The sequence below is a fragment of the Burkholderia orbicola genome (genome assembly GCF_900100915.1).
Taxonomy (GTDB): Bacteria; Pseudomonadota; Gammaproteobacteria; order Burkholderiales; family Burkholderiaceae; genus Burkholderia; species Burkholderia orbicola.
Genome location: NZ_FNKW01000002.1, coordinates 1,245,465 through 1,266,421, shown reverse-complemented (window position 1 = coordinate 1,266,421; position 20,957 = coordinate 1,245,465). Strand labels below are relative to the sequence as shown.

18 protein-coding genes are annotated in these 20,957 nt (G+C 69.4%); 9 read left to right on the top strand and 9 right to left on the bottom strand.

Annotated features, from left to right (window positions below):
• Window positions 1-42 precede the first annotated feature (42 nt).
• The 3 genes from BLS50_RS22590 to BLS50_RS22580 form a co-directional block, all read right to left on the bottom strand.
• The gene (locus BLS50_RS22590) at window positions 43-429 is read right to left on the bottom strand and encodes a 2-hydroxymuconate tautomerase family protein (protein WP_027811337.1); all 387 of its coding nucleotides are present in this window, start codon (window positions 427-429) and stop codon (window positions 43-45) included.
• A 178-nt stretch (window positions 430-607) separates the two neighbouring features.
• Entirely contained in the window at window positions 608-1,111 is a 504-nt protein-coding gene (locus BLS50_RS22585; protein ID WP_074804201.1) for an aromatic-ring-hydroxylating dioxygenase subunit beta, read from the bottom strand.
• Window positions 1,108-2,391 (bottom strand): aromatic ring-hydroxylating oxygenase subunit alpha, encoded by a 1,284-nt coding sequence (locus BLS50_RS22580; protein ID WP_074804199.1) that lies wholly within the window; start codon window positions 2,389-2,391, stop codon window positions 1,108-1,110. Before BLS50_RS22580 ends, BLS50_RS22585 begins: the two co-directional genes overlap by 4 nt.
• A gap of 140 nt (window positions 2,392-2,531) precedes the next feature.
• On the opposite strand from BLS50_RS22580, the gene BLS50_RS22575 reads away from it, so the two are divergent.
• Window positions 2,532-3,449: a LysR family transcriptional regulator gene (locus tag BLS50_RS22575; protein WP_074806609.1), complete on the top strand. Its 918-nt coding sequence runs from the start codon at window positions 2,532-2,534 to the stop codon at window positions 3,447-3,449.
• A gap of 136 nt (window positions 3,450-3,585) precedes the next feature.
• Here BLS50_RS22575 and BLS50_RS22570 read toward each other — a convergent pair whose 3' ends face one another.
• Complete coding sequence (locus BLS50_RS22570; RefSeq protein WP_074804197.1) at window positions 3,586-4,575, bottom strand: PDR/VanB family oxidoreductase; 990 nt, start codon at window positions 4,573-4,575, stop codon at window positions 3,586-3,588.
• 215 nt (window positions 4,576-4,790) lie between these two features.
• Window positions 4,791-6,194, bottom strand: a complete 1,404-nt coding sequence (locus BLS50_RS22565) for a spinster family MFS transporter (RefSeq protein WP_074804195.1) — start codon at window positions 6,192-6,194, stop codon at window positions 4,791-4,793.
• 410 nt (window positions 6,195-6,604) lie between these two features.
• Here BLS50_RS22565 and BLS50_RS22560 point away from each other — a divergent pair, with 410 nt between their 5' ends.
• Complete coding sequence (locus tag BLS50_RS22560) at window positions 6,605-7,723, top strand: porin (RefSeq protein ID WP_074804193.1); 1,119 nt, start codon at window positions 6,605-6,607, stop codon at window positions 7,721-7,723.
• Window positions 7,724-7,761: 38 nt separating this feature from the next.
• Here the strand turns inward: BLS50_RS22560 and BLS50_RS22555 are convergent, their stop codons facing one another.
• Together BLS50_RS22555 and BLS50_RS22550 are read right to left on the bottom strand one after the other, a co-directional pair.
• Complete coding sequence (locus tag BLS50_RS22555) at window positions 7,762-8,799, bottom strand: LysR family transcriptional regulator (RefSeq protein WP_074804192.1); 1,038 nt, start codon at window positions 8,797-8,799, stop codon at window positions 7,762-7,764.
• Entirely contained in the window at window positions 8,796-9,770 is a 975-nt protein-coding gene (locus BLS50_RS22550; protein ID WP_074804189.1) for an AraC family transcriptional regulator, read from the bottom strand. Before BLS50_RS22550 ends, BLS50_RS22555 begins: the two co-directional genes overlap by 4 nt.
• A 149-nt stretch (window positions 9,771-9,919) precedes the next feature.
• Between BLS50_RS22550 and BLS50_RS22545 the strand changes: the two genes are divergently transcribed.
• Window positions 9,920-11,026, top strand: coding sequence for an NAD/NADP-dependent octopine/nopaline dehydrogenase family protein (locus BLS50_RS22545; protein ID WP_074804186.1), 1,107 nt, complete (start codon window positions 9,920-9,922; stop codon window positions 11,024-11,026).
• Entirely contained in the window at window positions 11,023-12,033 is a 1,011-nt protein-coding gene (locus BLS50_RS22540) for a 3-hydroxybutyryl-CoA dehydrogenase (protein WP_074804184.1), read from the top strand. Before BLS50_RS22545 ends, BLS50_RS22540 begins: the two co-directional genes overlap by 4 nt.
• Window positions 12,034-12,044: 11 nt before the next feature.
• On the opposite strand, the gene BLS50_RS22535 is transcribed toward BLS50_RS22540, so the two are convergent.
• Together BLS50_RS22535 and BLS50_RS22530 are read right to left on the bottom strand one after the other, a co-directional pair.
• Window positions 12,045-13,382 (bottom strand): MFS transporter, encoded by a 1,338-nt coding sequence (locus tag BLS50_RS22535; RefSeq protein ID WP_074804182.1) that lies wholly within the window; start codon window positions 13,380-13,382, stop codon window positions 12,045-12,047.
• Window positions 13,383-13,492: 110 nt separating this feature from the next.
• A complete protein-coding gene (locus BLS50_RS22530; RefSeq protein WP_074804180.1) occupies window positions 13,493-14,410 on the bottom strand; it encodes a LysR family transcriptional regulator in 918 nt (305 codons plus the stop codon).
• A 101-nt stretch (window positions 14,411-14,511) separates the two neighbouring features.
• On the opposite strand from BLS50_RS22530, the gene BLS50_RS22525 reads away from it, so the two are divergent.
• The 5 genes from BLS50_RS22525 to BLS50_RS22505 all read left to right on the top strand — a co-directional run bounded on the left by BLS50_RS22525 (window position 14,512) and on the right by BLS50_RS22505 (window position 20,918).
• Window positions 14,512-16,065, top strand: a complete 1,554-nt coding sequence (locus BLS50_RS22525; RefSeq protein WP_074804178.1) for an AMP-binding protein — start codon at window positions 14,512-14,514, stop codon at window positions 16,063-16,065.
• Window positions 16,066-16,076: 11 nt separating this feature from the next.
• The gene (locus BLS50_RS22520; protein WP_074804176.1) at window positions 16,077-17,264 is read left to right on the top strand and encodes an acyl-CoA dehydrogenase family protein; all 1,188 of its coding nucleotides are present in this window, start codon (window positions 16,077-16,079) and stop codon (window positions 17,262-17,264) included.
• Window positions 17,261-18,403: a CaiB/BaiF CoA transferase family protein gene (locus BLS50_RS22515; RefSeq protein ID WP_074804174.1), complete on the top strand. Its 1,143-nt coding sequence runs from the start codon at window positions 17,261-17,263 to the stop codon at window positions 18,401-18,403. Before BLS50_RS22520 ends, BLS50_RS22515 begins: the two co-directional genes overlap by 4 nt.
• 43 nt (window positions 18,404-18,446) lie before the next feature.
• On the top strand, window positions 18,447-19,745 hold the full coding sequence (locus tag BLS50_RS22510) for an MFS transporter (RefSeq protein ID WP_074804172.1): 1,299 nt from the start codon (window positions 18,447-18,449) through the stop codon (window positions 19,743-19,745).
• Between the two features lie 114 nt (window positions 19,746-19,859).
• Window positions 19,860-20,918, top strand: a complete 1,059-nt coding sequence (locus BLS50_RS22505; RefSeq protein ID WP_074806605.1) for a porin — start codon at window positions 19,860-19,862, stop codon at window positions 20,916-20,918.
• Window positions 20,919-20,957: the final 39 nt, after the last annotated feature.

Genomic DNA, 20,957 nt, shown 5'->3' with positions numbered 1-20,957 from the left:
GCGTCGGCGCGTCATGGCGGAGCAGCGACGCGCGACGCATGGTCAGCGCCCCAGCGCCCGCGCGGTCTGGCCGCCGATGCCGAAATCCGTGTTCGGAATGTCCTTGATGATTACGCGCGTGGCTTGCAGCGGCGCGTCGAGCACGTTCGCGCCCGCGTCGGACAGCGCGGCGATCAGCGCGCGCTTCTGTTCATCGGTGCGGCCGGCGATCAGGATCGCGACGATCACCGGCAGCGACGGCGGCGCGCCGTCCGCGGCGCTGCGGCCGCCGAGGCCGATATGCGTCGCGGGCAGTTCGGTGAGCAGCACGCGCACCGAATCGATCGGTGCGCCGATCGCGTCGACGGTCGCGTGGCTGAGCCGGGCGATCAGCTCGGCCTTGCGCGCGTCGTCGTGGCCGGCCGGCAGGAAAACTTCGAGTGTGGGCATGGTCGTCCGGAAAGGTGAAGGTGACGGGCTCACCATTGCGCGAGTGACGGCGAAGCGGTCGCGCTGAAAGGTGAAGGTGACCGCCTCACCTTTGCGCTGGCGATCGTGAGCCGGCAGCCGCTCACGGGTGAAGGTGCCCGGTTCACCATTGCGTTGGCGACGGTGAACCGGCCACGGCTTACAGCAGGAAGCCGATCGCGCTGAGCGCTTCGGTCGAGTCGATCAGGCGCACGACTTTCTCGGCAATGCGCATCTCGCCGTCGGCATCGACGTGCAGCTTGTGCGTGACGTCGGCCGCGAACAGCGTCGCGACGCCGCGCTTGTACGCGACCACGACCTGCGCCGATTTCAGTTCGACGGTATCGGCGCTGCCGCTCTCCAGCGTGAAACGCGACACGGTGCGCACCGTGCGCGCCGCGTCGGTGGCCGACGCCGAATAGCCGGACACCATCCGCTGCACGCGCTTCTCGCGCATGTCCTGGTCGTCGAACACGTAGTTCAGCGTCGCCGCGAAATCGGTCGTGTCCGGATCGATCGGCACCACGTAGTGGCCGGCCCGGTCCCACAGGTCGAGCCACGCGCGGTAGTCGCGGCGGTCGAGCATCTCGGCTTCGCGCCACACGAATTCGACCGCGCGGGCGAAGGTCTGCTCGGAAAAGAGGGCGTTGCGGTCGTCCATCACTGTTGCTCCATCATCTTGCGCCATTGCTGGTAGGCCTCGCGCATGCCGGTTTCGTCGGTCGCATGCGCGGTCTTTTCGCCGTTCGCGGCGGTCGTCTCGCGGTTCAGCCCGCGATTCACGAGGATCGGTACGTCGGGGCCCGCATGCGCGCCGCGCTGCACGCGCTCCCAGGCTTCCGCGTCGTCGGGGCTGCCGAAGCCGAACGGGCCCTGGAAGTGCTCGTGGATGCGCAGCCGCTCGCGGTTCGCTTCGTCGGGGCCGCCGTCCATCGCGAGCGCGACGTGGCGGATCTCGGTTTCGTTCGCGGAGATCGGCCGCAGCACGCGGAAGAACGCCATCGACAGCGCGAGGTTCGGGAACAGGTTCAGGTTGAAGCCGACGCCCATCAGCGAGCGCACGATGCGGCGCACTTCGTCCGGCGCATGGCGCTCGGCGAGCTTCGCCGCGAGCGGCGCGAAGCGTTCGGGCAGCGGTGCGCCGTCGTCGTCGTCGAGATCGATCAGCTCGGGCATCAGCACTGCAAGGCTGTGGCCGTTGCCGAGCCCGCGGCAGAACGCGTGCTCGCTCGTCATGAAGCTCGTGATCGCGGCGGCCGTCTCGTCGTCGATCGACTTCATCCACGACTTGTGCACGACCGGGAAGTGGTAGAGGTCGGTGGTGTTCTCGAGCTGGATCTTCCAGTTGCCCTTGAACTTGAACTTGTGTTCGCCGTTCGCCTTGATCGGGTAGCCGGCGCCCTGTTTCATGAACAGGTCGATCCACGGCTTCGCGCCGCCGAGGAAATCTTCCAGCGGCTCGATCGCGTCGTTGAAGCTCGCGAAGATCAGACCCTGGTACACGCCGACGCGCAACTTCACGAGCGGCAGGTCGCCTTTGTCGCACACGCCTTCGTAGCCGTCGCCGTACGGCAGCGCGCGCAACGTGCCGTCGAGCGCATACGACCAGCTGTGATACGGGCACGTGAAGCCCTTCGCGTTGCCCTTGTGCGCTTCGCACACGGTCGCGCCGCGATGGCGGCAGCGGTTCTGCAGCACGTTGATCTCGCCGGTCTTGTCGCGCACGACGATCACCGGCTGGCGGCCGATCGTCGTCGTGATGAAGTCGCCCGGGTTCGGCAGCTCGCTGTCGTGCGCGACCCAGATCCAGGTGCGGTAGAAAATGCGGTCGAGCTCGGCTTCGAACAGCGCGGGGTCGTGATACATCGCGGGCGCGATGCGGTCGGGCTGCGCGAGGCCATGCAACGCGCGGGTGTCGATCGTCTGGTAGGCAATGTCGCTCATCGTCGTCGTGGGGAAAGAGTCGCGAAAATCGGGCCGCGCCGTGCGCAGCGTCCGGGGACCAGTCTCGTCTTCTGCTACATATCGGTCAAATTGATCTAAAATCGATGATCAAATAAATGCGGCAAATGATGGAGGTCACGATGACATCGGTCGATCATCTCGATCTGAACCTGTTGCGCGTATTCCAGGCGATCGTCGAGGAACGCAGTCTGACGAAGGCCGGCGAGCGGCTCGCGCTGTCGCAGCCGGCCGTCAGCTATTCGCTCGGCCGGCTGCGCACGCTGTTCGACGATCCGCTGTTCGTGCGGACGCGCTCGGGCATGCAGCCGACGCCGGTCGCGCTCGAACTCGCGGGCATCGTCGGCAAGGCGCTCGACATGGTGCGCGTGGCGCTGCGCTATGCGGAGCGTTTCGATCCGGCCACCAGCACGCGCACATTCCGGGTGTCGCTGTCGGATGCCGGCGAGATGGCGTACCTGCCGGCGATCTGCCAGGCGCTGCGCGAGCGTGCGCCGCGCGTGACGTTGAGCGTGCAGCCGCTGCCGGTGGAGGAGATCGAGGAAGCGCTGCGCGCGAGCCGGCTCGATTTCGCGATCGGCAACCTGCCTGAGCTGATGCCGCGCACGCGCCACCAGGTGCTGTTCGAGGAAACCTACGTGTGCATGACGGGGCGCCGGCGCGGGCTGCCGACGGCCGCTGCGCTGAGCCTCGAGCAGTTCGTGCGCGCCGCGCACGTCAACGTGAAATCGGTCGAGCACAGTCACCACGCGCTCGACGACGCGTTGCGCGTGCAGGGCGTGGGCCGCAACATCGCGCTCGAGGTGCCGCACTTCGTCGCGCTGCCGAGCGTGCTGTCGGTCACCGATCTGTATGCGACGCTGCCGAGGCGGCTCGCGCAGATCCTGAACCGCGACAACGCATTCCGTCTGTATGAACTGCCGGTTACGCTGCCGCCCGCGCCGGTGACGATGCACTGGCACGAGCACTTCCACGAGGACGAGGGCAACGCGTGGATGCGCGCGCTGCTCGCGGAGATCGTCGAGCGTTTCGACGAATGACGGTCGGGCGGTGTGCGATGGTGCGCCGGTGCGTGTCGCCAGCGCTGGTCCGCATCGGCTTTTTCAGTGCACCGGTGCATCGGTGCCTCAATCGAGCGCTAGATCGGCGCCGCGGCATGGCGGCGCGCTCGGCGCATCAGAGATCGAGCACGAGCACCGCCGAGCGTGCACGCGACACGCAGCAGCAGATCACCGTGTTGCTCGCGCGCTCGGCCTTGCTCAGGCAGTGGTCGCGATGATCGGGCTCGCCGTCGAGCACCGGCACCATGCAGGTGCCGCACACGCCTTCGCCGCATGACGTATCGACCTCGATGCCGATCTGCGCGAGTGCGTCGACGATCGACGTATCGGGGGCGACGCGCACCGACCGGCCGCTCCGTTGCAGGCGTACTTCGAAGCCGTCGGCCGGGCCGGAACCGGCTTCGGCAGTGCCCGCATCCGCGGCGACGGGTTCCGCCGCGAAGCGTTCGAGATGAATCGCGTCTTCCGGGATGCGCTCGGCCGCGGCCGCGACGACTGCGTCCATGAACGGCCCGGGGCCGCACGTATAGACATGCGCTGTCGGGTCGATCGATTCGACGCAGCGGCCCAGTTCGGCCGCGAGCGCGTCGGGCTCGACGCCGTAATGGAACGTCACGTGCGACGCGAACGGTTCGGCCGACAATGCGTCGACGAACGCGGCATGCGCGCGGCTGCGTGCGAAGTAGTGCAGCCGGTAGCGCGCGCCGCGCTTGTGCAGCGCATACGCCATCGACAGCAGCGGCGTGATGCCGATACCGGCCGCGATCAGCACGTGCTCGCTCGCGTCATCGGTCAGACGAAACAGGTTGCGCGGTGTGCCGATCGACAACTCGGCGCCGACGCTCACGTCGTCGTGCAGCGAACGCGAGCCGCCGCGCGACTGCGCTTCCTTCTTCACCGCGAACAGATAGCTGCCGCGCTCGTCGGGGTTGCCGCACAGTGAGTACTGCCGCGTGATGCCGGACGGCGCGGTGACGTCGATATGGGCGCCCGGTTCGTACGCGTCGAACGGCTGGCCGTCGACGCGCGAGACCCGGAAACAGCGGATGTCCTGCGCCGCGTCGATCAGCGCGTCGATCCGGACCTGGTGGCGGTTCGCTTGCATGGGAAATTCCGTGGGGTAGAGAAAAGCGGCGCGGCAGAGCCCCGCGCCGTCATGCGATCGAGAATAGGGACGCGCATCGCATAAATCAAATCGATTAAAAAGCGATGATTAAATAAGCAGGATGGATGATGGTGGGCGTGCCGATTGTTGCCGGTCAGCGTGGCGGCGATCGCGCGGCCGGTGTGCCGACCACGCGATCGGTGAACCGCGCGACTTCAGCGAGCAGCAATGGCGGTGCCGCCGTCGACGGCCGCGTCAGCCGAAGCCGATGCCGCCGCATGGCCGCGTTCGCGCTCGAGGCTGCGGCGATAGTGACGGCAGCCGGCGGCGAGCAGCAGCGCGGCGAGCGTGGCCGCCGCGACGTTCACGATCGACATCGAATGGCCGACCGCGGCCGGCACGCCGAACACGCGATCGGTGAACAGCGCGACGACGGTCGTGCCGATCCCGAGCGCGATCAGGTTCGACACCAGCAGAAACAGCGCGGAGATCTGCGCGCGCATCTGGTTCGGCGCGAGCGTCTGCATCGCGGCGGTCGACGTCGGCATCGGGAACGACGCGAAGAACATCGCGACGACCAGCATCGCGAGCGACGCCGGCAGGCTGTCGAGCTGCGTGAACAGCGTCGCGGGGATCACCATGCACGCGGCGCCGATTGCACCGGCACGCATCGGCGCATCACCGCGGCCGCGCCGCAGCAGCCAGTCGTTGAGCCAGCCGCCGCAGAACACGCCGGCCGTGTTCGCGACCAGCAGCACGATGCCGAGCGTGTAGCCGGCTTCGACGGCCGTCATCCCGAAGCGGCGGATATAGAACGCGGGCGTCCAGCTCAGCAGGCAGTACAGCGCCATCGCATAGAACGAGAAACCGAGGTAATGGCACGCGAAGGTCGCGCGGTGCGTGCCGACGAAGCGCAGCGAATCGCGCATCGATACGCGCCGCACGGCGCCCGAACGGTCCTGCGCGAGCCCCTTGCGCTGCGGGTCGCGCACGGTCGCGGCGAACAGCAGTGCGACGAGGATGCCCGGCAGCCCGACGATCAGGAACGTGACCTGCCACGCATGCACCTGCCCGACCACCGGCAGCGTGAACGCACTCGCATGCTTGAGCAGCGCGATCACGTAGCCGCCGATCAGGAACGCGATGCCGCCGCCGATGAACGAGCCGAGCGAATACACGGCGACCGCGCGCCCGAGCTTCTCCTTCGGGAAGTAGTCGGCGAGCATCGAATACGCGCCGGGCGACAGCGCGGCCTCGCCGACGCCGACGCCCATCCGCGCGATGAACATGTGAACGAAGTGCTGGCTGAGCCCGCACGCGGCGGTCGCGACGCTCCACAGCGCGATGCCGAGCGAGATGATGCGCGGGCGCGCATAGCGGTCGGCGAGATACGCGACGGGCAAGCCCATCACCGCATAGAACAGCGAAAACGCGAAGCCGTTGAGCAGGCTGAACTGCGTATCGGACAGGTGCAGGTCGCGCTTGATCGGCTCGATCATCAGCACGAGGACTTGCCGGTCGACGAACGAGAAGATGTACGCGAGCATGCAGATGACGACGACATACCATTCGTACGTATAGCGCTTGCCGTCGGCAGCGCGGGCCGTGGATGCGGACATGCGGGTTCTCCAGGAGCGGGCGGTGGAAAAGCGCGGCATCGGCCTGGCGGGCCGGGCGCCGTCGCGGCGCGAAAGCGTGCGGGTGACACGATCGGAAACGCAGCGTAGTCGGCCAAATTCGGCTGCCATAGCCGGAGTGACAGCCGCGCCACACGGACATTTACCGACCCGGATAAAGAAAACACCGAGACCGTGCGCGCGGGCCGCCGCGCAGCGCGCGTGCGGCGGGGCCCGTGCGCGTCATGCGGCGCATCTATAAGCGTTATAGAGCGCATTGCGTCGACGTCCGAAATTGTCGTTCCTAGACTCGGCCCGGTTTTGATCGGCAGCGTTCGCCTCTGAAAGCGAACGCGCTTCACATCAAGCGGCGCGATGCCGACAGGCGCCGCAACTTCTACGGGACGACGCAGATGAACCATCCGAACGGGCGGGCCGACCGGCTTGCCGTACCGCTTGCCGCGCTGCTCGCATGCATGACGCTGCCGGCCGCCGCGCAATCGAGCGTGACGCTTTACGGCCGCATCGACACCGCGATCGAATACGCGAACGCCGGACCGAACCACGTGACGCGCATGGGCAGCGGCAACCTGTGGGCGTCGCAGTGGGGGCTGAAGGGCGTCGAGGATCTCGGCGGCGGCTACGCGACGATCTTCAAGCTCGAGGACGGTTTCAACGCGGCGAGCGGCGCGTTGTCGAACAGCAGCGCGCTGTTCGGCCGCGAAGCGTGGGTCGGCATCACGGGGCCGTTCGGCGGCGTGCAGTTCGGCGAGCTCTACACGATCCTGCATACGACGCTCGTCACGTACAGCCTGCCCGGGCTCGGCGCGGGGCTTGCATGGGGGAACGCGACCAACAACTTCGTCGGGCCCGCGTTCCTGCGCGTACGCAACTCGATGCGCTACACGTCGCCGCGCTACGCGGGCTTCCTGCTGCGCGCGATGGCCGCGCGCGGCACCAACGGCGCGGCCGGGCAGCCGGCAACGCTCGGCGATACCTACGGCGCCGGCCTCAACTACTTGCGTGGTGGGCTGTCGGTCGACGTCGACTATATGCAGCAGAAGTTCAGCCCGGTGGCGGCATCGACGCTCGGCGCCACGAGCACGGCCGCGAACGGCAACTACACGCTCGGTGCGATTTCGTACGACTTCAACGTCGTGAAGGTGGCCGCGCTGTACCTGCGCCATCGCGGCGGCCCCGATGTCGCGACTGCGATCGACAGCCAGAGCGCCTATCCGCACAGCGACATCATGGAGCTCAGCGCGACGGTGCCGATCGGGCGCGCATCGCTGCTGCTGAGCATCGGCCATTACCGGAAGGTGGCCGATAGCGACGGCAATGCCGATTCGTACGGCATTCGTTTCGACTATCCGCTGTCGAAGCGCACGGTGCTGTACACGGGCGCCGCGATGGTACGCAACGGCGCGCATGCCCGCTTCGTCGTCAACGGCGCGGCCGGCGGCGGCGTCGCCGTGGCCAAGCCGGGCGCGACCGCGAGTTCGCTCGTCGCGGGCATCCTCACGTCGTTCTGAGCGTCTCGGCGGGCCCGCGCCCGTGTCCGCTCGCGCCGCTACGCGCAGGCGGGCGGCTGCGGCGCGAGCCATGCGTCGAACGGCGCCTGTTCGCCGATATTGAACAGCTCGAGCAGTAGCGCACGCAGCCAGCGATGGCCCGGGTCCGCGTCGAAGCGGCGGTGCCAGTACGCGTTGACGGCCCATTCGCCGGCGCCGGCGATCTCGTACAGCACGCACGGCTGGCGTGCCGCGAACGTGATCGCGATCGTCTCCGGCAGGATCAGCGCGTAGTCGCCGTCCTGCAACAGCGCCGGCACCACCAGAAAATCCGGCAGCGCCGCGCGCACCCGCGGCATCAGTTCGTGTCGTTCGAGCAGTTGCATCGATTGAGGATGCGACGTGACGGCGACGAAGCGCAGCGTGTCGGGCGCCGCGCCGTCGAGCACGAAATCGGCGGGCAGCCCGACGCGCTGCGCGGTGCGGCGCGGCATCAGCAGCACGCAGCGCTCGTGCAGCAGCGCGGTGCGCTGGAAGTGGCTCGACGCATCGGCGAAATGCCCGAGCGCGAAGTCGATGCGCCCCGATTCGAGCGCGACGTTGAGCTGGCATTCGTCGACGTGCAGCGTCTCGATCACGGCGCCCGGCGCGCGCCGGTCGAACGCGGCGAGCAGCGTCGGCAGGAACGCGCTCGCCGCGAAATCGCTCATGTGCAGGCGGAACACGCGCTGCGTGCTGTCGGGCGCGAAGCGCGAGCCTTCGTCGAGCACGTCCTGCAGGATCGCGAGTGCCTTGTCGACCGAGATCGCGAGCCGCTGTGCGCGCGGCGTCGGCTCGACGCCGGTGCCGGTGCGCACGAACAGCGCGTCGCGGAACATCAGCCGCAGCCGGCCGAGCGCGTAGCTGACGGACGGCTGCGTGACGCCGAGCCGCAGCGCCGCGCGGCCGACGTGCCGGGCTTCATACACCGCGCGAAACGTCTTCAACAGGTTGAGATCGAGATCCTGCACGCGCAGGCCGTCGGACGCGTCGCCGTCGTGCGGCACGGGTTCGGGGCGGGTTGGTGCCGCGGGGCGGCCGGGAGCGGAGAGCGTCATCGTGTCTGCCTCGCAGTGACGGAAGGCGCGTGGCCGTAACGCCGTGCATACGCCTTCGCGAAATGGCCGAAGCCATGGATGCCGTGCGCGATCAATACGTCGGTCACGCTGCGCGCGTTGCCGCGCTGTAGCGCCGCGTGTACGGCGGCGAGCCGGCGCTCGCGCACGTACGCGGCCGGCGAGGTGTGCAGAAACGCGCGGAACGCATGTTGCAGCGTGCGCGGCGCGACCCCGGCGACGGCCGCCAGCGCGGCGAGCGCGAGCGGTTCGCCGAGATGCGCATCGACGTGAGCGCACGCACGGCGCACGTGCGCGGGCAGCGGCGGCGTGCCGCGTCGCAGCGCGTCGCTGTACGAATGCGGCAGGTGCGTGAGCAGCAGCGACATCAGCCACGCGGTGAGGTCGGCGCCGAACACCGGCGATGCCGCGCCGATGCCCGGCTGCGCACCGAGCCGGCACAGGTATTCGAAGGTCGGCCGTACGAGCGCGGCGCCCGCACCCGCGCCGCCGGCCGCGAGGTCGAATTGCAGCGGCCGCGTGAGCGTCGCCTGCAGCATGTCCTGCAACTTGCGCTCGAGCGCGCCGCGTTCGAGCCGCAGCACGAGGTTGCGGCAATCGGGGCTCGTGCGCAGACGGCTCGGAAGCGCGGGCGACGATACGGTCAGCGCGCCGGGGCCGGCGCGCGCGACGACGTTGCCGGCCTGCAGTTCGCACGCACCGGCAAGCGTCAGCCGGAACAGGAAGTGATCGGCGTCGTCACCGAACTCGATGCGCGTTGCGCGGCCGTAGCAGAGTTCGAGCAGCGCGCCGTGATGCAGCGGCACCTCGTACAGCTCCGCGTGAAACGGATCGCGGCCGGACGCGGCCATCCGGTGCGGCCCGAGCCGGTGCGCGACCGCGCGTTCGACTTCGTCGGGCGCCTGTAGCGTGCCGAGCCGGTTCGGCGCATGACGGGAAAGGGCGATGTCCATTCGTAGACCTCGTGACGGATGCAGGGGCGCGGCGGCATGCGCCGCACCGCGATTGCGTTGCGCGAACGGGCGCGCCGTTGCGCGTTTTGAAGCGACGCGGTGCAAGTGCCCGCGTAGTCTCGGACATACTCGATCACCGGGAGAAAACGATGAAGGTATGTGTTCTGGGCGGCGGCCACGGCTGCCATGCGGCGGCCATCGACCTGCTCGAAAAAGGCCACGACGTGACGTGGTGGCGGCGCGATCGCGAGCCGCATGCGCGGCTGCGCGAGCTTGGCGTGCTGAACGTCACCGACTATCGCGGCAAGCGGGCGGTGCCGCTCGGCGATGCGCCGGGCGCGATCCGCCTGACCGACGATCTCGCCGCCGCGCTGCGCGGCACGCGGCTCGTCGTGGTGCCGCTGCCGGCCACGTCGCACGACGCGCTCGCCGCGCAGGTCGCGCCGCTGCTGGAGGACGGCCAGGTCGTGTTCCTGCCGCCCGGCACGTTCGGCAGCGTCGTGTTCGCCCGCGCGGCCGCCGACGCCGGCAACCGTGCGCGCGTCGCGTTCGCCGAAACCGGCACGCTGCCGTACCTGGTGCGCAAGCATGGCGACAACGACGTCGTGATCAGCGCATACGCGACGCGCCTGCCGACCGGCGTGTGGCCGGCGAACGCGGCCGGCTGGGCGTTCGACGTGCTGCGCGCCGGCTATCCGTCGGTCGAGCCGGTCGAGGATGCGTTGTCCGGCGCGCTGATGAACGCGGGCCCCGTGATCCATCCGCCGCTGATCCTGATGAACGCCGGGCCGCTCGAACACTTCGACGCGTGGGACATCCACAACGAAGGCACGCAGCCGTCGATCCGCCGCGTGACGAACGCGCTCGACGCCGAACGCATCGCGGTGCGCGAAGCGCTCGGCTACCGTGCGCCGCATTTCCCGCTCGCCGATCACTACGCGACCGACGGCGACGAGTGGATGTACGGGCGCGGCGCGCACGGCAAGCTGACCGATAGCGGCGACTGGCGCGAGAAGATCGATCTGCGCACGCATCGCTACATGCTCGAGGACACCCGGCTCGGGCTGTCGTTCATCGTGTCGTGCGGGCGCTGGGCCGGCGTGCCGACGCCCGTCGCGCAGGGGCTGCTGAGCGTCGCGAGCGCGGTCGCGGTGCGCGACCTGTATGCGGAAGGGCGCACGCTGGAGCGGCTCGGGCTCTCGGCGCTGTCGAAGGATGCGCTGCGCGCGCTGCTCGACGCGGGGTATTCGGCATGAAGGCGGCCGACGATGTGACGCGCATCCACGTGCTCGGCGCGGGCCGCATGGGGCAGGGTATCGCGCTCGTGTTCGCGTTCGCGGGCCTCGACGTGACGCTGATCGACTTCAAGCCGCGCGACGCGGCCGGCCGGCACGCGTTCGACGTGCGCACACGCGACGAGATCATCCGGCCGTTGCATGCACAGGTCGCGCTGGGCCGCATCGACACCGCGCAGGCGGATGCCGTCGTCGCGCGCATCGCGCTGGTGGCGAGGGAGGGCGCGGCGGACGCGGTGCGCGATGCCGACATCGTGTTCGAGGCGCTCCCGGAAGTGCTCGATGCAAAGGCCGACGCGCTGCGCTGGCTCGATGAACACGTCGATGCGCACGCAACGATTGCGTCGACCACGTCGACGTTCGTCGTCACCGAATTGCAGCGCCACGTCGCGCACCCGGCGCGGATGCTGAACGCGCACTGGCTGAACCCCGCGCTGCTGATGCCGCTCGTCGAGGTCAGCCGCAGCGATGCGACCGATCAGGCCGTCGTCGACGCGCTCGCGGCGCTGCTCGAACGCGTGGGCAAGAAGCCGGTGATCTGCGGGCCGGCACCCGGCTATATCGTGCCGCGCATCCAGGCGCTCGCGATGAACGAGGCCGCGCGGATGGTCGAGGAAGGCGTGGCCAGCGCCGAGGACATCGACACCGCGATCCGCACCGGCTTCGGCCCGCGCTTCGCGGTGCTCGGGCTGCTCGAATTCATCGACTGGGGCGGCTGCGACATCCTGTACTACGCGTCGCGGTACCTGGCCGGCGAGATCGGCCCGCGCTTCGCGCCGGCCGCGAGCGTCGTGCGCAACATGGAAGCCGGGCGCGACGGCGTGCGCACGGGCGCCGGCTTCCACGACTATGCGGCGGTCGACGTGCCCGCGTACATGCGGCAGCGGCTCGGCGAATTCGCGCGGCTGCTCGACCATCTCGGGCTGGCGCCGGCGTTCGACAGCGCGCGGCGCGACGCCGGGCCCTGAGCGGCGCGCGCTCATGCCGGGTCGCCGCGCGAACCGTCGGCGGGCGTGGTGCGCGTCTCGCGCATCACGCACAGCGTCGCGACCGTGACGAGGCCGAGCGCGATGAGGAACAGCGACACCGGCCACGACGCGTGATAGCGCGCGAGCAATGCGGTCGCGATCAGCGGCGACATCCCGCCCGCGAAGATCGACGCGACTTCGTGTCCGAGCGCGACGCCCGAATAGCGCACTTCGGTGCTGAACAGCTCGCCGACGAGCGCGGGCAGCGTGCCGATCATCGCGCCGTGGCTCACCGCCGTGCCGACCGTCAGCGCGAGCCACACAAGCGGCGTCACGCGCGTATCGAGCAGCCAGAAGAACGGAAACGCGCACGCGACGAGGCTCAGCGCGCCGATCAGGTACACCGGCTTGCGGCCGATCCGGTCGGACAGCCGGCCCCACGCGAGCATCGCGCCCATCTCGACGATCATCGCGATCATCACGCCGGTCAGCATCGTGCCGTTCGGAATCCCGACGTACTTGCCGTAGACGAGCGAGAACGCGAGGAAGATGTACGCACCGCCGTTCTCGGCCACGCGCAGCCCCATCGCGAGCAGGATTTCCTTCGGGTGGCGGCGGATGCACTCGACGATCGGCAAATGCGTGTGCGCGCCGCGCTTGCCGGCCTGCTCGAAGTCGCGGCTTTCCGGCAGATGGCGGCGGATATAGATGCCGATCGCGAAGATCGCGACGCTCGCGAGGAACGGCAGCCGCCAGCCCCACGTGCGGAACGCGTCGTCCGGCAGCGCCTGCGCGGCGAGAAACGCAGCCGACGACAGCACGAAGCCGCCGCCCACGCCGAGTTGGCTCCACGCCGCGTAATAGCCGCGCTGATCGGGCGGCGCGTTTTCGCTGATCATCAGCACGCCGCCGCCCCATTCGCCGCCGGACGCGATGCCCTGCAGCAGGCGCAGCACGACGAGCGCGGCCGGCGCCCACAGGCCGACCTGCGCATAGGTCGGCAGCAGGCCGATCGCGAACGTCGACGCACCCATGATCAGCAGTGTCCACACGAGCGATGCCTTGCGCCCGTAGCGATCGCCGACGTGGCCGAACACGATCCCGCCGAGCGGCCGCGCGACGAAGCCGAGCGCGAACGCCGCGAATGCGGCGAGGCTGCCGGCGAGCGGCGATGCGCCGGGCGGGAAGAACACGTGACCGAACACCAGCGCCGCGGCCGTGCCGTACACGAAAAAGTCGTACCACTCCATCGCGTTGCCGGCGACGGAGGCGATGACGATCCGGCGCAGTTGCCGGTCGGCGAGCGGCCGGACGGCGCTCGGGGATTGCACGGTGTCGGTCGGGTACATGGCGGAACTCTGAAGGGGGAGGCGGGCGCGTGCCGTCTCGTGCGGCACTGCGGGCTAGTGTTGTCGGCCCCGCCGGCCCCGGTCAAATCCGCAGAAAAAGGGGAGTGTCATCACTCCCGCAAATGATGGTCGGGGCGCGATGTGGCGCTTTCCCGCAGCAGCGCGATCATCCGCTGCGCGAGCGGCGGCACGTATGCGCCGGCGCGGTGCATCGCGCCGATGCGGCGGTCCAGTTCGAGTTCTCCGGCGCGCAGGTCGAGCGCGCGCAGTCCGGTCACCTGGCCGAGCGCGTCGGCGCCGCCGACGCACAGCAGCGACGTGCCGCGCAGCAACTGCAGCAGCGACGTGTTGCCGAAATCGGTCTCGACACGCAGGCGCGGCGCCGGCAGCCCGCGCGCGCGGAACGCGTCGTCGATCCGGTGCCGCACCGGGATCGTCGTCTCCGGCAGCAGCCATTCCTGGTCGGCGAGATCCGCGAGCGTGAGCGCGCGCTTGCGCTGCAGCGGGTGGTCGGCATCGGCGAGCACCGTGAGCCGGTCGTCGAACAGCACGATGGTGTCGAGCGTCGGGTCCGGCTGCTGCGGCTCGGGCGCCACCACCAGGTCGAGCTCGCCGGCCGCGAGCAGGTCGAGCAGCTCGCGGGCGAGCCGGCAGCGCAGCCGCAGCCGCGCTGCCGGCCGCTCGCGGATCAGTTGCCGGCACGCGCCGAGCACGAACGCATTGGGCACGGTCGGCGAGTAGCCGACCCGCACGACACCCTGTTCGCCGCCGCGGATCGCACGCATCTCCTGCATCGCATCGTCGAATTCGAGCGCGATCCGCTGCGCGCGGGCGACGAAGCGCGCGCCGGCGGGCGTCGGCGTCATCCCGTTCGCGGTGCGCTCGAACAGCGTCACGCCGACCTGTGCCTCCAGCCGCTGCACGGCCTTGGTCAACGCGGGCTGCGACAGCCCCAGCGCGTCGGCCGCCTTGCCGATGCTGCCGTGCTGCTCCACGGCCAGCAGGTACTCCAGATCGCGGGTATCCATCAGGGGATTCCTGTCGGTTATGACTTTATAGCCAGCAATGCATTGTGGTGATGCCTCGGCATCTTACAGACTGGCGGCACTGTTCGACCAGGAGAATCGTCTTGAGCTTCGCCTATTTCCTGCGGCGTGCGGCCCGTTACTGGGGCAGCCAGCCCGCCGTGATCCACCGCGACCGCGCCGTCACGTATCGTCAGCTCGACGAACGTTCGACGCGCCTCGCGAACGCGCTGCGCGGCCTCGGCTTCGCCCGCGGCGAGCGCATCGCCGTGCAGGCGCGCAACTGCATCGAGCTCGTCGAGATCGAGTGCGCGCTGTACAAGGCCGGCCTCGTGAAGGCCGCGCTGAACCCGCGCTTCACGGCGGCCGAGGCTGCCGACGTCGTCGGCAACTGCACGCCCGTCGCGTTCATCGGCGGACGCGGCTATACGGACTACACGCCCGATTCGCCGGGCTTCGGGTCGATCGAGCGGTTCGTGTCGCTCGACGGCGCGGTCTCGGGCTATCTCGACTACGAAACGCTGCTCGCGAAAGGTAGCGATACGCTGCCCGACTACGTACTGGCGGCCGACGATCTCGCGGTGCTGCACTTCTCGTCCGGCTCGACCGGGCGCATCAAGGCCGCGATGCAGAGCTACGGCAACCGGCTCGCGTCGCTGCGCAAGATCGTGCTCGGGATGGACCGTCCCGCGCAACCGGGCGACCGGCTCGCGCTGATCGGGCCGATCACGCATGCGTCGGGGATGCTGATGCAACCGTACCTGTTCTGCGGCGCGACGCTGGTGCTGTTCGACGCGTTCGAGCCCGCGCAATTCCTCGCCGAAGTCACTCGCCAGCGCATCACGCACACGTTCATGGTGCCGGCGATGGTCAACATGCTGCTGAATACGCCGGCACTCGCGCAGGCCGACCTGCGCAGCCTGAAGGTGCTCGGCTACGGCGCCGCGCCGATGGCACCGGCGCGCATCGAAGAAGCATGGGCGCGTATCGGCCCGGTGCTGTCGCAAGGCTACGGCGCGAGCGAATCGACGTCGGGCGTCACGCGGCTGGGGATCGCCGATCACGCGCATGCGCTGCTGCACGACCGCGAGCGGCTCGCATCGTGCGGCCGGCCGCTCGGCGAAACGGAAGTGCGGGTGGTCGATGCGGACGGGCGCGAAGTCGAGGGCGATGCGATCGGCGAGCTCGTGATTCGCGGCGCGGACGTGTTCCAGGGCTACTGGAATGCGCCGGAGCTCACGCGCGAGGTGCTGGTGGACGGCTGGCTGCACACCGGCGACCTCGCCCGCACCGATCGCGAAGGCTTCATCTACCTGGTCGACCGCAAGCACGACATGATCATTTCGGGCGGCTTCAACGTGTATCCGACCGAAGTCGAAGCGACGCTGTACCGGCACGAAAGCGTGCTCGAGGCCTGCGTCGTCGGTGTGCCCGACGACAAGTGGGGCGAGGCCGTGAAGGCCGTCGTCGTGCTGCGTTCTGGTCATGCCGCGCAGGCAGCCGACCTCGTCGCGCACTGCCGCGCGCAGCTCGCCGACTACAAGGCGCCGCGCTCCGTCGATTTCGTCGCGGAACTGCCGAAGAACGCGAGCGGCAAGGTCGCCCGCAAGCTCGTGCGCGAGCCGTACTGGCGCGGCGTCACGCGTCGCGTCAACTGAAGGAGCCCGCCATGTTCGATCATTTGCAACGCCCCGAATTCGTCGCGCTGCGCGCGGCCGTGCTGCGCTTCGTCGACGACGAACTGCGCCCGATCGAGCGCGAGCTCGGGCTCGATTCGGAAGACGTGTGGCCGCGCGACGTGCTGCGCCGCGTGTGGCAACGCTCGGCCGCGCTCGGCTTCTATACCGCGAGCCTGCCCGTCGAGATCGGCGGCCAGGGGCTGTCGATCGCCGAGGTGTGCGCGCTGAAGGCCGACCTGGCCGCTTGCGGCGCGGCGCTCGCGCCGCACGTGCTCGGCGAACTCGGCGGGCCGCCGCGTATCGGCAACATGCTGAAGTACGCGACCACCGTGCAACTCGACCGCTATTTCCGGCCGGTGATGCGCGGCGAGAAATCGACGTGCTTCGCGCTGACCGAGCCGCACTCGGGCTCGGACGCGATGAGCATCCGCACGACGGCGGTCGAGGACGGCGATTCGCTCATCATCAACGGTACGAAGCACTACATCAGCGGCGCGCCGTTCGCCGATTTCGCGATCGTGATGTGCGTGACCGATGCAACCGCGACGCCGCCGCAGATCACGGCCGTGCTGGTCGATCTCGACCTGCCTGGCGTGAGCGTTCAGCACGAGTACGTGCCGATGTCGGGCCAGCATATCGACGCGGACATCCGCTTCGTCGACGTGCGCGTGCCGCGCGAGAACGTGTTCGGCGGGGTCGGCAACGGCTTCCGGCTCGGCATGTCGCGCATCAACGTGAACCGGCTGCTGCATTGCCCGACGATGCTGGGCCTCGCGATGTCCGCGTATCGCGCGTCGCTCGACCATGCGCGCACGCGCCGGCAGTTCGGTGGCCCGATCGCGCGCTTCCAGGCGATCCAGCACATGCTCGCCGACATGGCCGCCGCGCTGTGGGCGTGCGAAAGCATGATCGCGCACACGGCCGCGCTCGCCGATGCGGGCGCCGACCTGCGGATGACGGCGTCCGCGTGCAAGCTGTACGTGTCGGAGCGGTGCTTCGAGGTCGCGGACAAGGCCGTGCAGATTCACGGCAACGTCGGCGTGACGCGCGGCCATCCGGTCGAGCAGACGTTCCGCAAGCTGCGGATGTTCCGCATCCTGACCGGCACGAGCGAGATCCAGCGCAACGCGATCGCGAAGGCGATTCTCGACCCGGCCGGCGCGGGGCGCGACGCATGACGGCCCGCGGCCCGCGCGGTGCGTGGCCGACCGGCGACGATCACGCGCCCGCGTGGTCGTGCCTGCGCGGCGTGCGCATCGTCGATGCCGGCCAGTTGCTGCCCGGCCCGCATGCGTGCGCGCTGCTGCGACAGCTCGGCGCGGACGTGATCAAGGTCGAGCCGCCGGGTGGCGATGCATTGCGGCAGTTTGGCGCCGACACGTTCGCGCAGTTCAACCGCGGCAAGCGCTCGCTCGTGCTCGACCTGAAGACGCCGGACGGGCGCGCGCGTTTTCTCGATCTGGTGCGCGACGCCGACGCGGTGGTCGAAGGCAACCGGCCCGGCGTGATGGCGCGGCTCGGGCTCGATTACGCGACGCTGGCCCGCGCGAACCCGCGCATCGTGCTGTGCTCGATCACCGGCTACGGGCAGGACGGCCCGTATGCGAACCGGCCCGGCCACGACCTGAATTTTCTCGCCGATGCCGGCTACTGGTCGGTGCCCGCGCAACTGCACGACACCGTCGCCCGGCCGCGCGTGCGGCTCGCCGATCATGCGGCCGCGATGCATGCGGCACTCGCGCTGGCCGTCGCGGTGATGAGTGCGCGGGCGAACGGGCTCGGCCAGCACCTCGACGTGTCGATTCACGACGCGATGTTCGCGTGGACCGCGCCGGCCGCCTGGGCGTTGCACACGGGCCACGATACACCGGATACCGCACGCTGGGTGATGCCCGACAACGACCTGTTCGAAACCGCCGACGGGCGGCACATCGCGCTCGCGACGTTCGAGGACAAGTTCTGGGCCGCGTTTGCCGACGCGCTCGGCGATGCATGCCCGGCGCTGCGGGAGCCGCGCTACACACGGCGCGCGGGCCGGCAGCAGCACCGGCACGCGCTCGGCGCGCACTTGCGCGCGCTGTTCGCGACGCGCACGCAGGACGACTGGATGCGCGTGCTCGGCGCGCTCGGGCTGCCGGTGTCGCGCGTGCCCGATGCCGGCGAGCTGTTCGACGATCCGCAGGTGCGGGCTCGCGGCGTCGCGCGCGAAGTGGCGGCCGACCGCACGCTCGCGGTGCGCTTCCCGGTGAAATTCTCGCTCGGGTTGCCGGACGGCGACGACCGTGTGCCGGCGCCCGGCGAACACGGTGGCGGGTAGCGCGACGCTCCGACCGCCCACGATAACCAAACAGGAGACAGCCATGACGAATGGTGCGCAGTACCGCCCCGGACGGGCGTGGTCCATCGCGACGATGCTCGCGCTGATGATGTTGGTGAATTTTCTCGACAAGGTCGTGCTCGGCCTCGTGTCGGTGCCGATGATGCGCGACCTGCATCTGAGCCCGACGCAGTTCGGCGTGATCGGCGGCAGCCTCAACTGGCTGTTCGCGGTTGCGGCGGTCGCGGGCGGCATCGCCGCGAACCGCTGGCCCGCGAAATGGCTGCTGTTCGCGATGGCCGCCGCGTGGGCGCTGCTGCAATTGCCGATGCTGGTGGCCGGCTCGATCTGGGTCGTCATCGCGTGCCGCGTGCTGCTCGGCATCGGCGAAGGCCCCGCGTCGCCGGTTGCGACGCACGCGATCTACAAGTGGTTTCCCGATACGAGGCGCAACCTGCCCGTCGCGCTGCTGCACCAGGGCAGCGCGCTCGGCCTGCTGATCGCGGGGCTGTCGATTCCAGTCATCACGACGCACTGGGGCTGGCGCGCGAACTTCGCGGTGCTCGCGCTGCTCGGAGCCGTGTGGTGCATCGCATGGGCGGTGCTCGGCGAGGAGGGCACGCTGGCACGGACGCCGCGCGCGGCGGGCGGCGATCGCGTGCCGTACGGGCGGCTGCTGACCGACCGCACGGTGCTCGGCAATTTCCTCGGCCACTTCGCGGCGAACTGGATTCTCGCGATGACGCTCACCTGGATGCCCACCTACCTGCAGCTCGGGCTCGGCTTCGGGCCGCACGAGGCCGGCCGCATGTTCGCGCTGTTCGTCGCGGTCACGTCGCCGCTCAGCCTCGCGCTCGCGTGGCTGTCGCAAACCCTGCTCGCGCGCGGCATGCCGTCGCGGCATGGCCGCGGCACCTTCATCGCGATCACGCTGGCGGTCGCCGGCGCGATGCTGGCGATGCTGCCGGTGCCGGACGTCCCGCGCGCGGCCAAGCTCGTGCTGCTGACGCTCGGCAGCGGCCTCACGCTGACGATGTACTCGATCGGCCCCGCGATGCTCGCCGAAGTGACGCCGGACGCGCAACGCGGCGGCGTGCTCGCACTCAGCAACGGTTTCGCGTCGCTCGCCGGCCTGGGCGCGCCGGTCGTCACCGGGATGCTGATCGAAGGCGCCGGCGCGTCGGTGGCGTACGGCTTCGAACAGGCCAGCATCGTGTGCGGCGTCGTGCTGATTGCGTGCGGCGCGCTCGGCGCCTGGTGTCTCGATCCGCAGCGCTCGCTGCGGCGTCTCGCGGGCGAACCGGCGCGCGCCGCGCCGCCGGTCGGCGCGTGCGGTCGCTAGCCCCGCACCGCGCATCACATCGTTTTCAGCGTGCGGCCCGCTTGCCGGGTGGCGGCGCTTTTCGACGGCAGGCAGTACCACGATACGCCGCGCAACGACGCGGCAGGAGGAGACATGAAGAAGATGATCGCGGCGACGCTGGTCGGCGCGCTGTGTGCAAGCGCGCACGCGCAGTCGAGCGTGACGCTGTTCGGCCGAATCGGCGGCGGCGTGCGGTGGGTCAACGGGCTGCCGGGCGGCAGCCAGGTCGGCTTCAACAACAACATCATCGCTGGCAACGAATTCGGCATTCGCGGCCGGGAGGATCTCGGCAACGGGCTGAAGGCGCTGTTCGTGCTCGACGGCGCGTTCAACAGCGGCACCGGCGCGCTCAAGACGTCGGGCACGCTGTTTTCGCAGGCCGCGTATGTCGGGCTCGCCGGCGATTTCGGCCGCCTGACGCTCGGCCGCCAGTTCAACGTCGCGGAAGATCTCGGCATCGCGCTCGATCCGCTCGGCGGGCGCGGGCAGTCGCTCGCGGTCGAGCCGGGTGTGCTGTTCGACGGCAACTTCTTCACGCTCGATTCGCGTTTCAACAACACGATCAAGTATCTCGGGCAGGTGGGCGGGCTGCGCTTCGGCGCGAACTATTCGCCGGGCGGCGTCGCCGGCCGCTCGCATGCGGGCACCAGCTATTCGACGGCCGCGATGTACACGTATTCGGACCTGATGGGCGGCGTGTCGTATGCGAAGACGTACAGCCCCGACGGCTCGCAGTCTGCGCAGACGATCCAGGCGGGCGGCACGCTGCAGCTCGGCCGTGCGCGCTTCTATCTGAGCTATGCGTCGCTGAACGTGCGCGCGAACAAGGCCGGCGCGCCGTCGCGACGCGACGATATCCCTTCGTTCGGCGTCGTCGTGCAGCCGTTGCCGTCGGTGCAGTTGAGCGCGGCCGCGTTCTACGATCGCGCGCGCAATCTTGGCAACGTGTCGGGCGCGGACGGCCACAAGCTGACGACCTACGCGATCGCCGAGTATTTCCTGTCGAAGCGCACTGAGCTGTATGTCGAAATCGACCGCAACGGGATGACGGGCGCGTACATGCGCGACCCGGCGACGATCGCGGCGCTGAACCTGCGGCGCGGCGCGAGCGCGACGACCGGCGTGTCGATCGGGCTGATGACGCAGTTCTGAGGTTTTCCGTTCAACGATTTTCAGGAGCGTGATCCGATC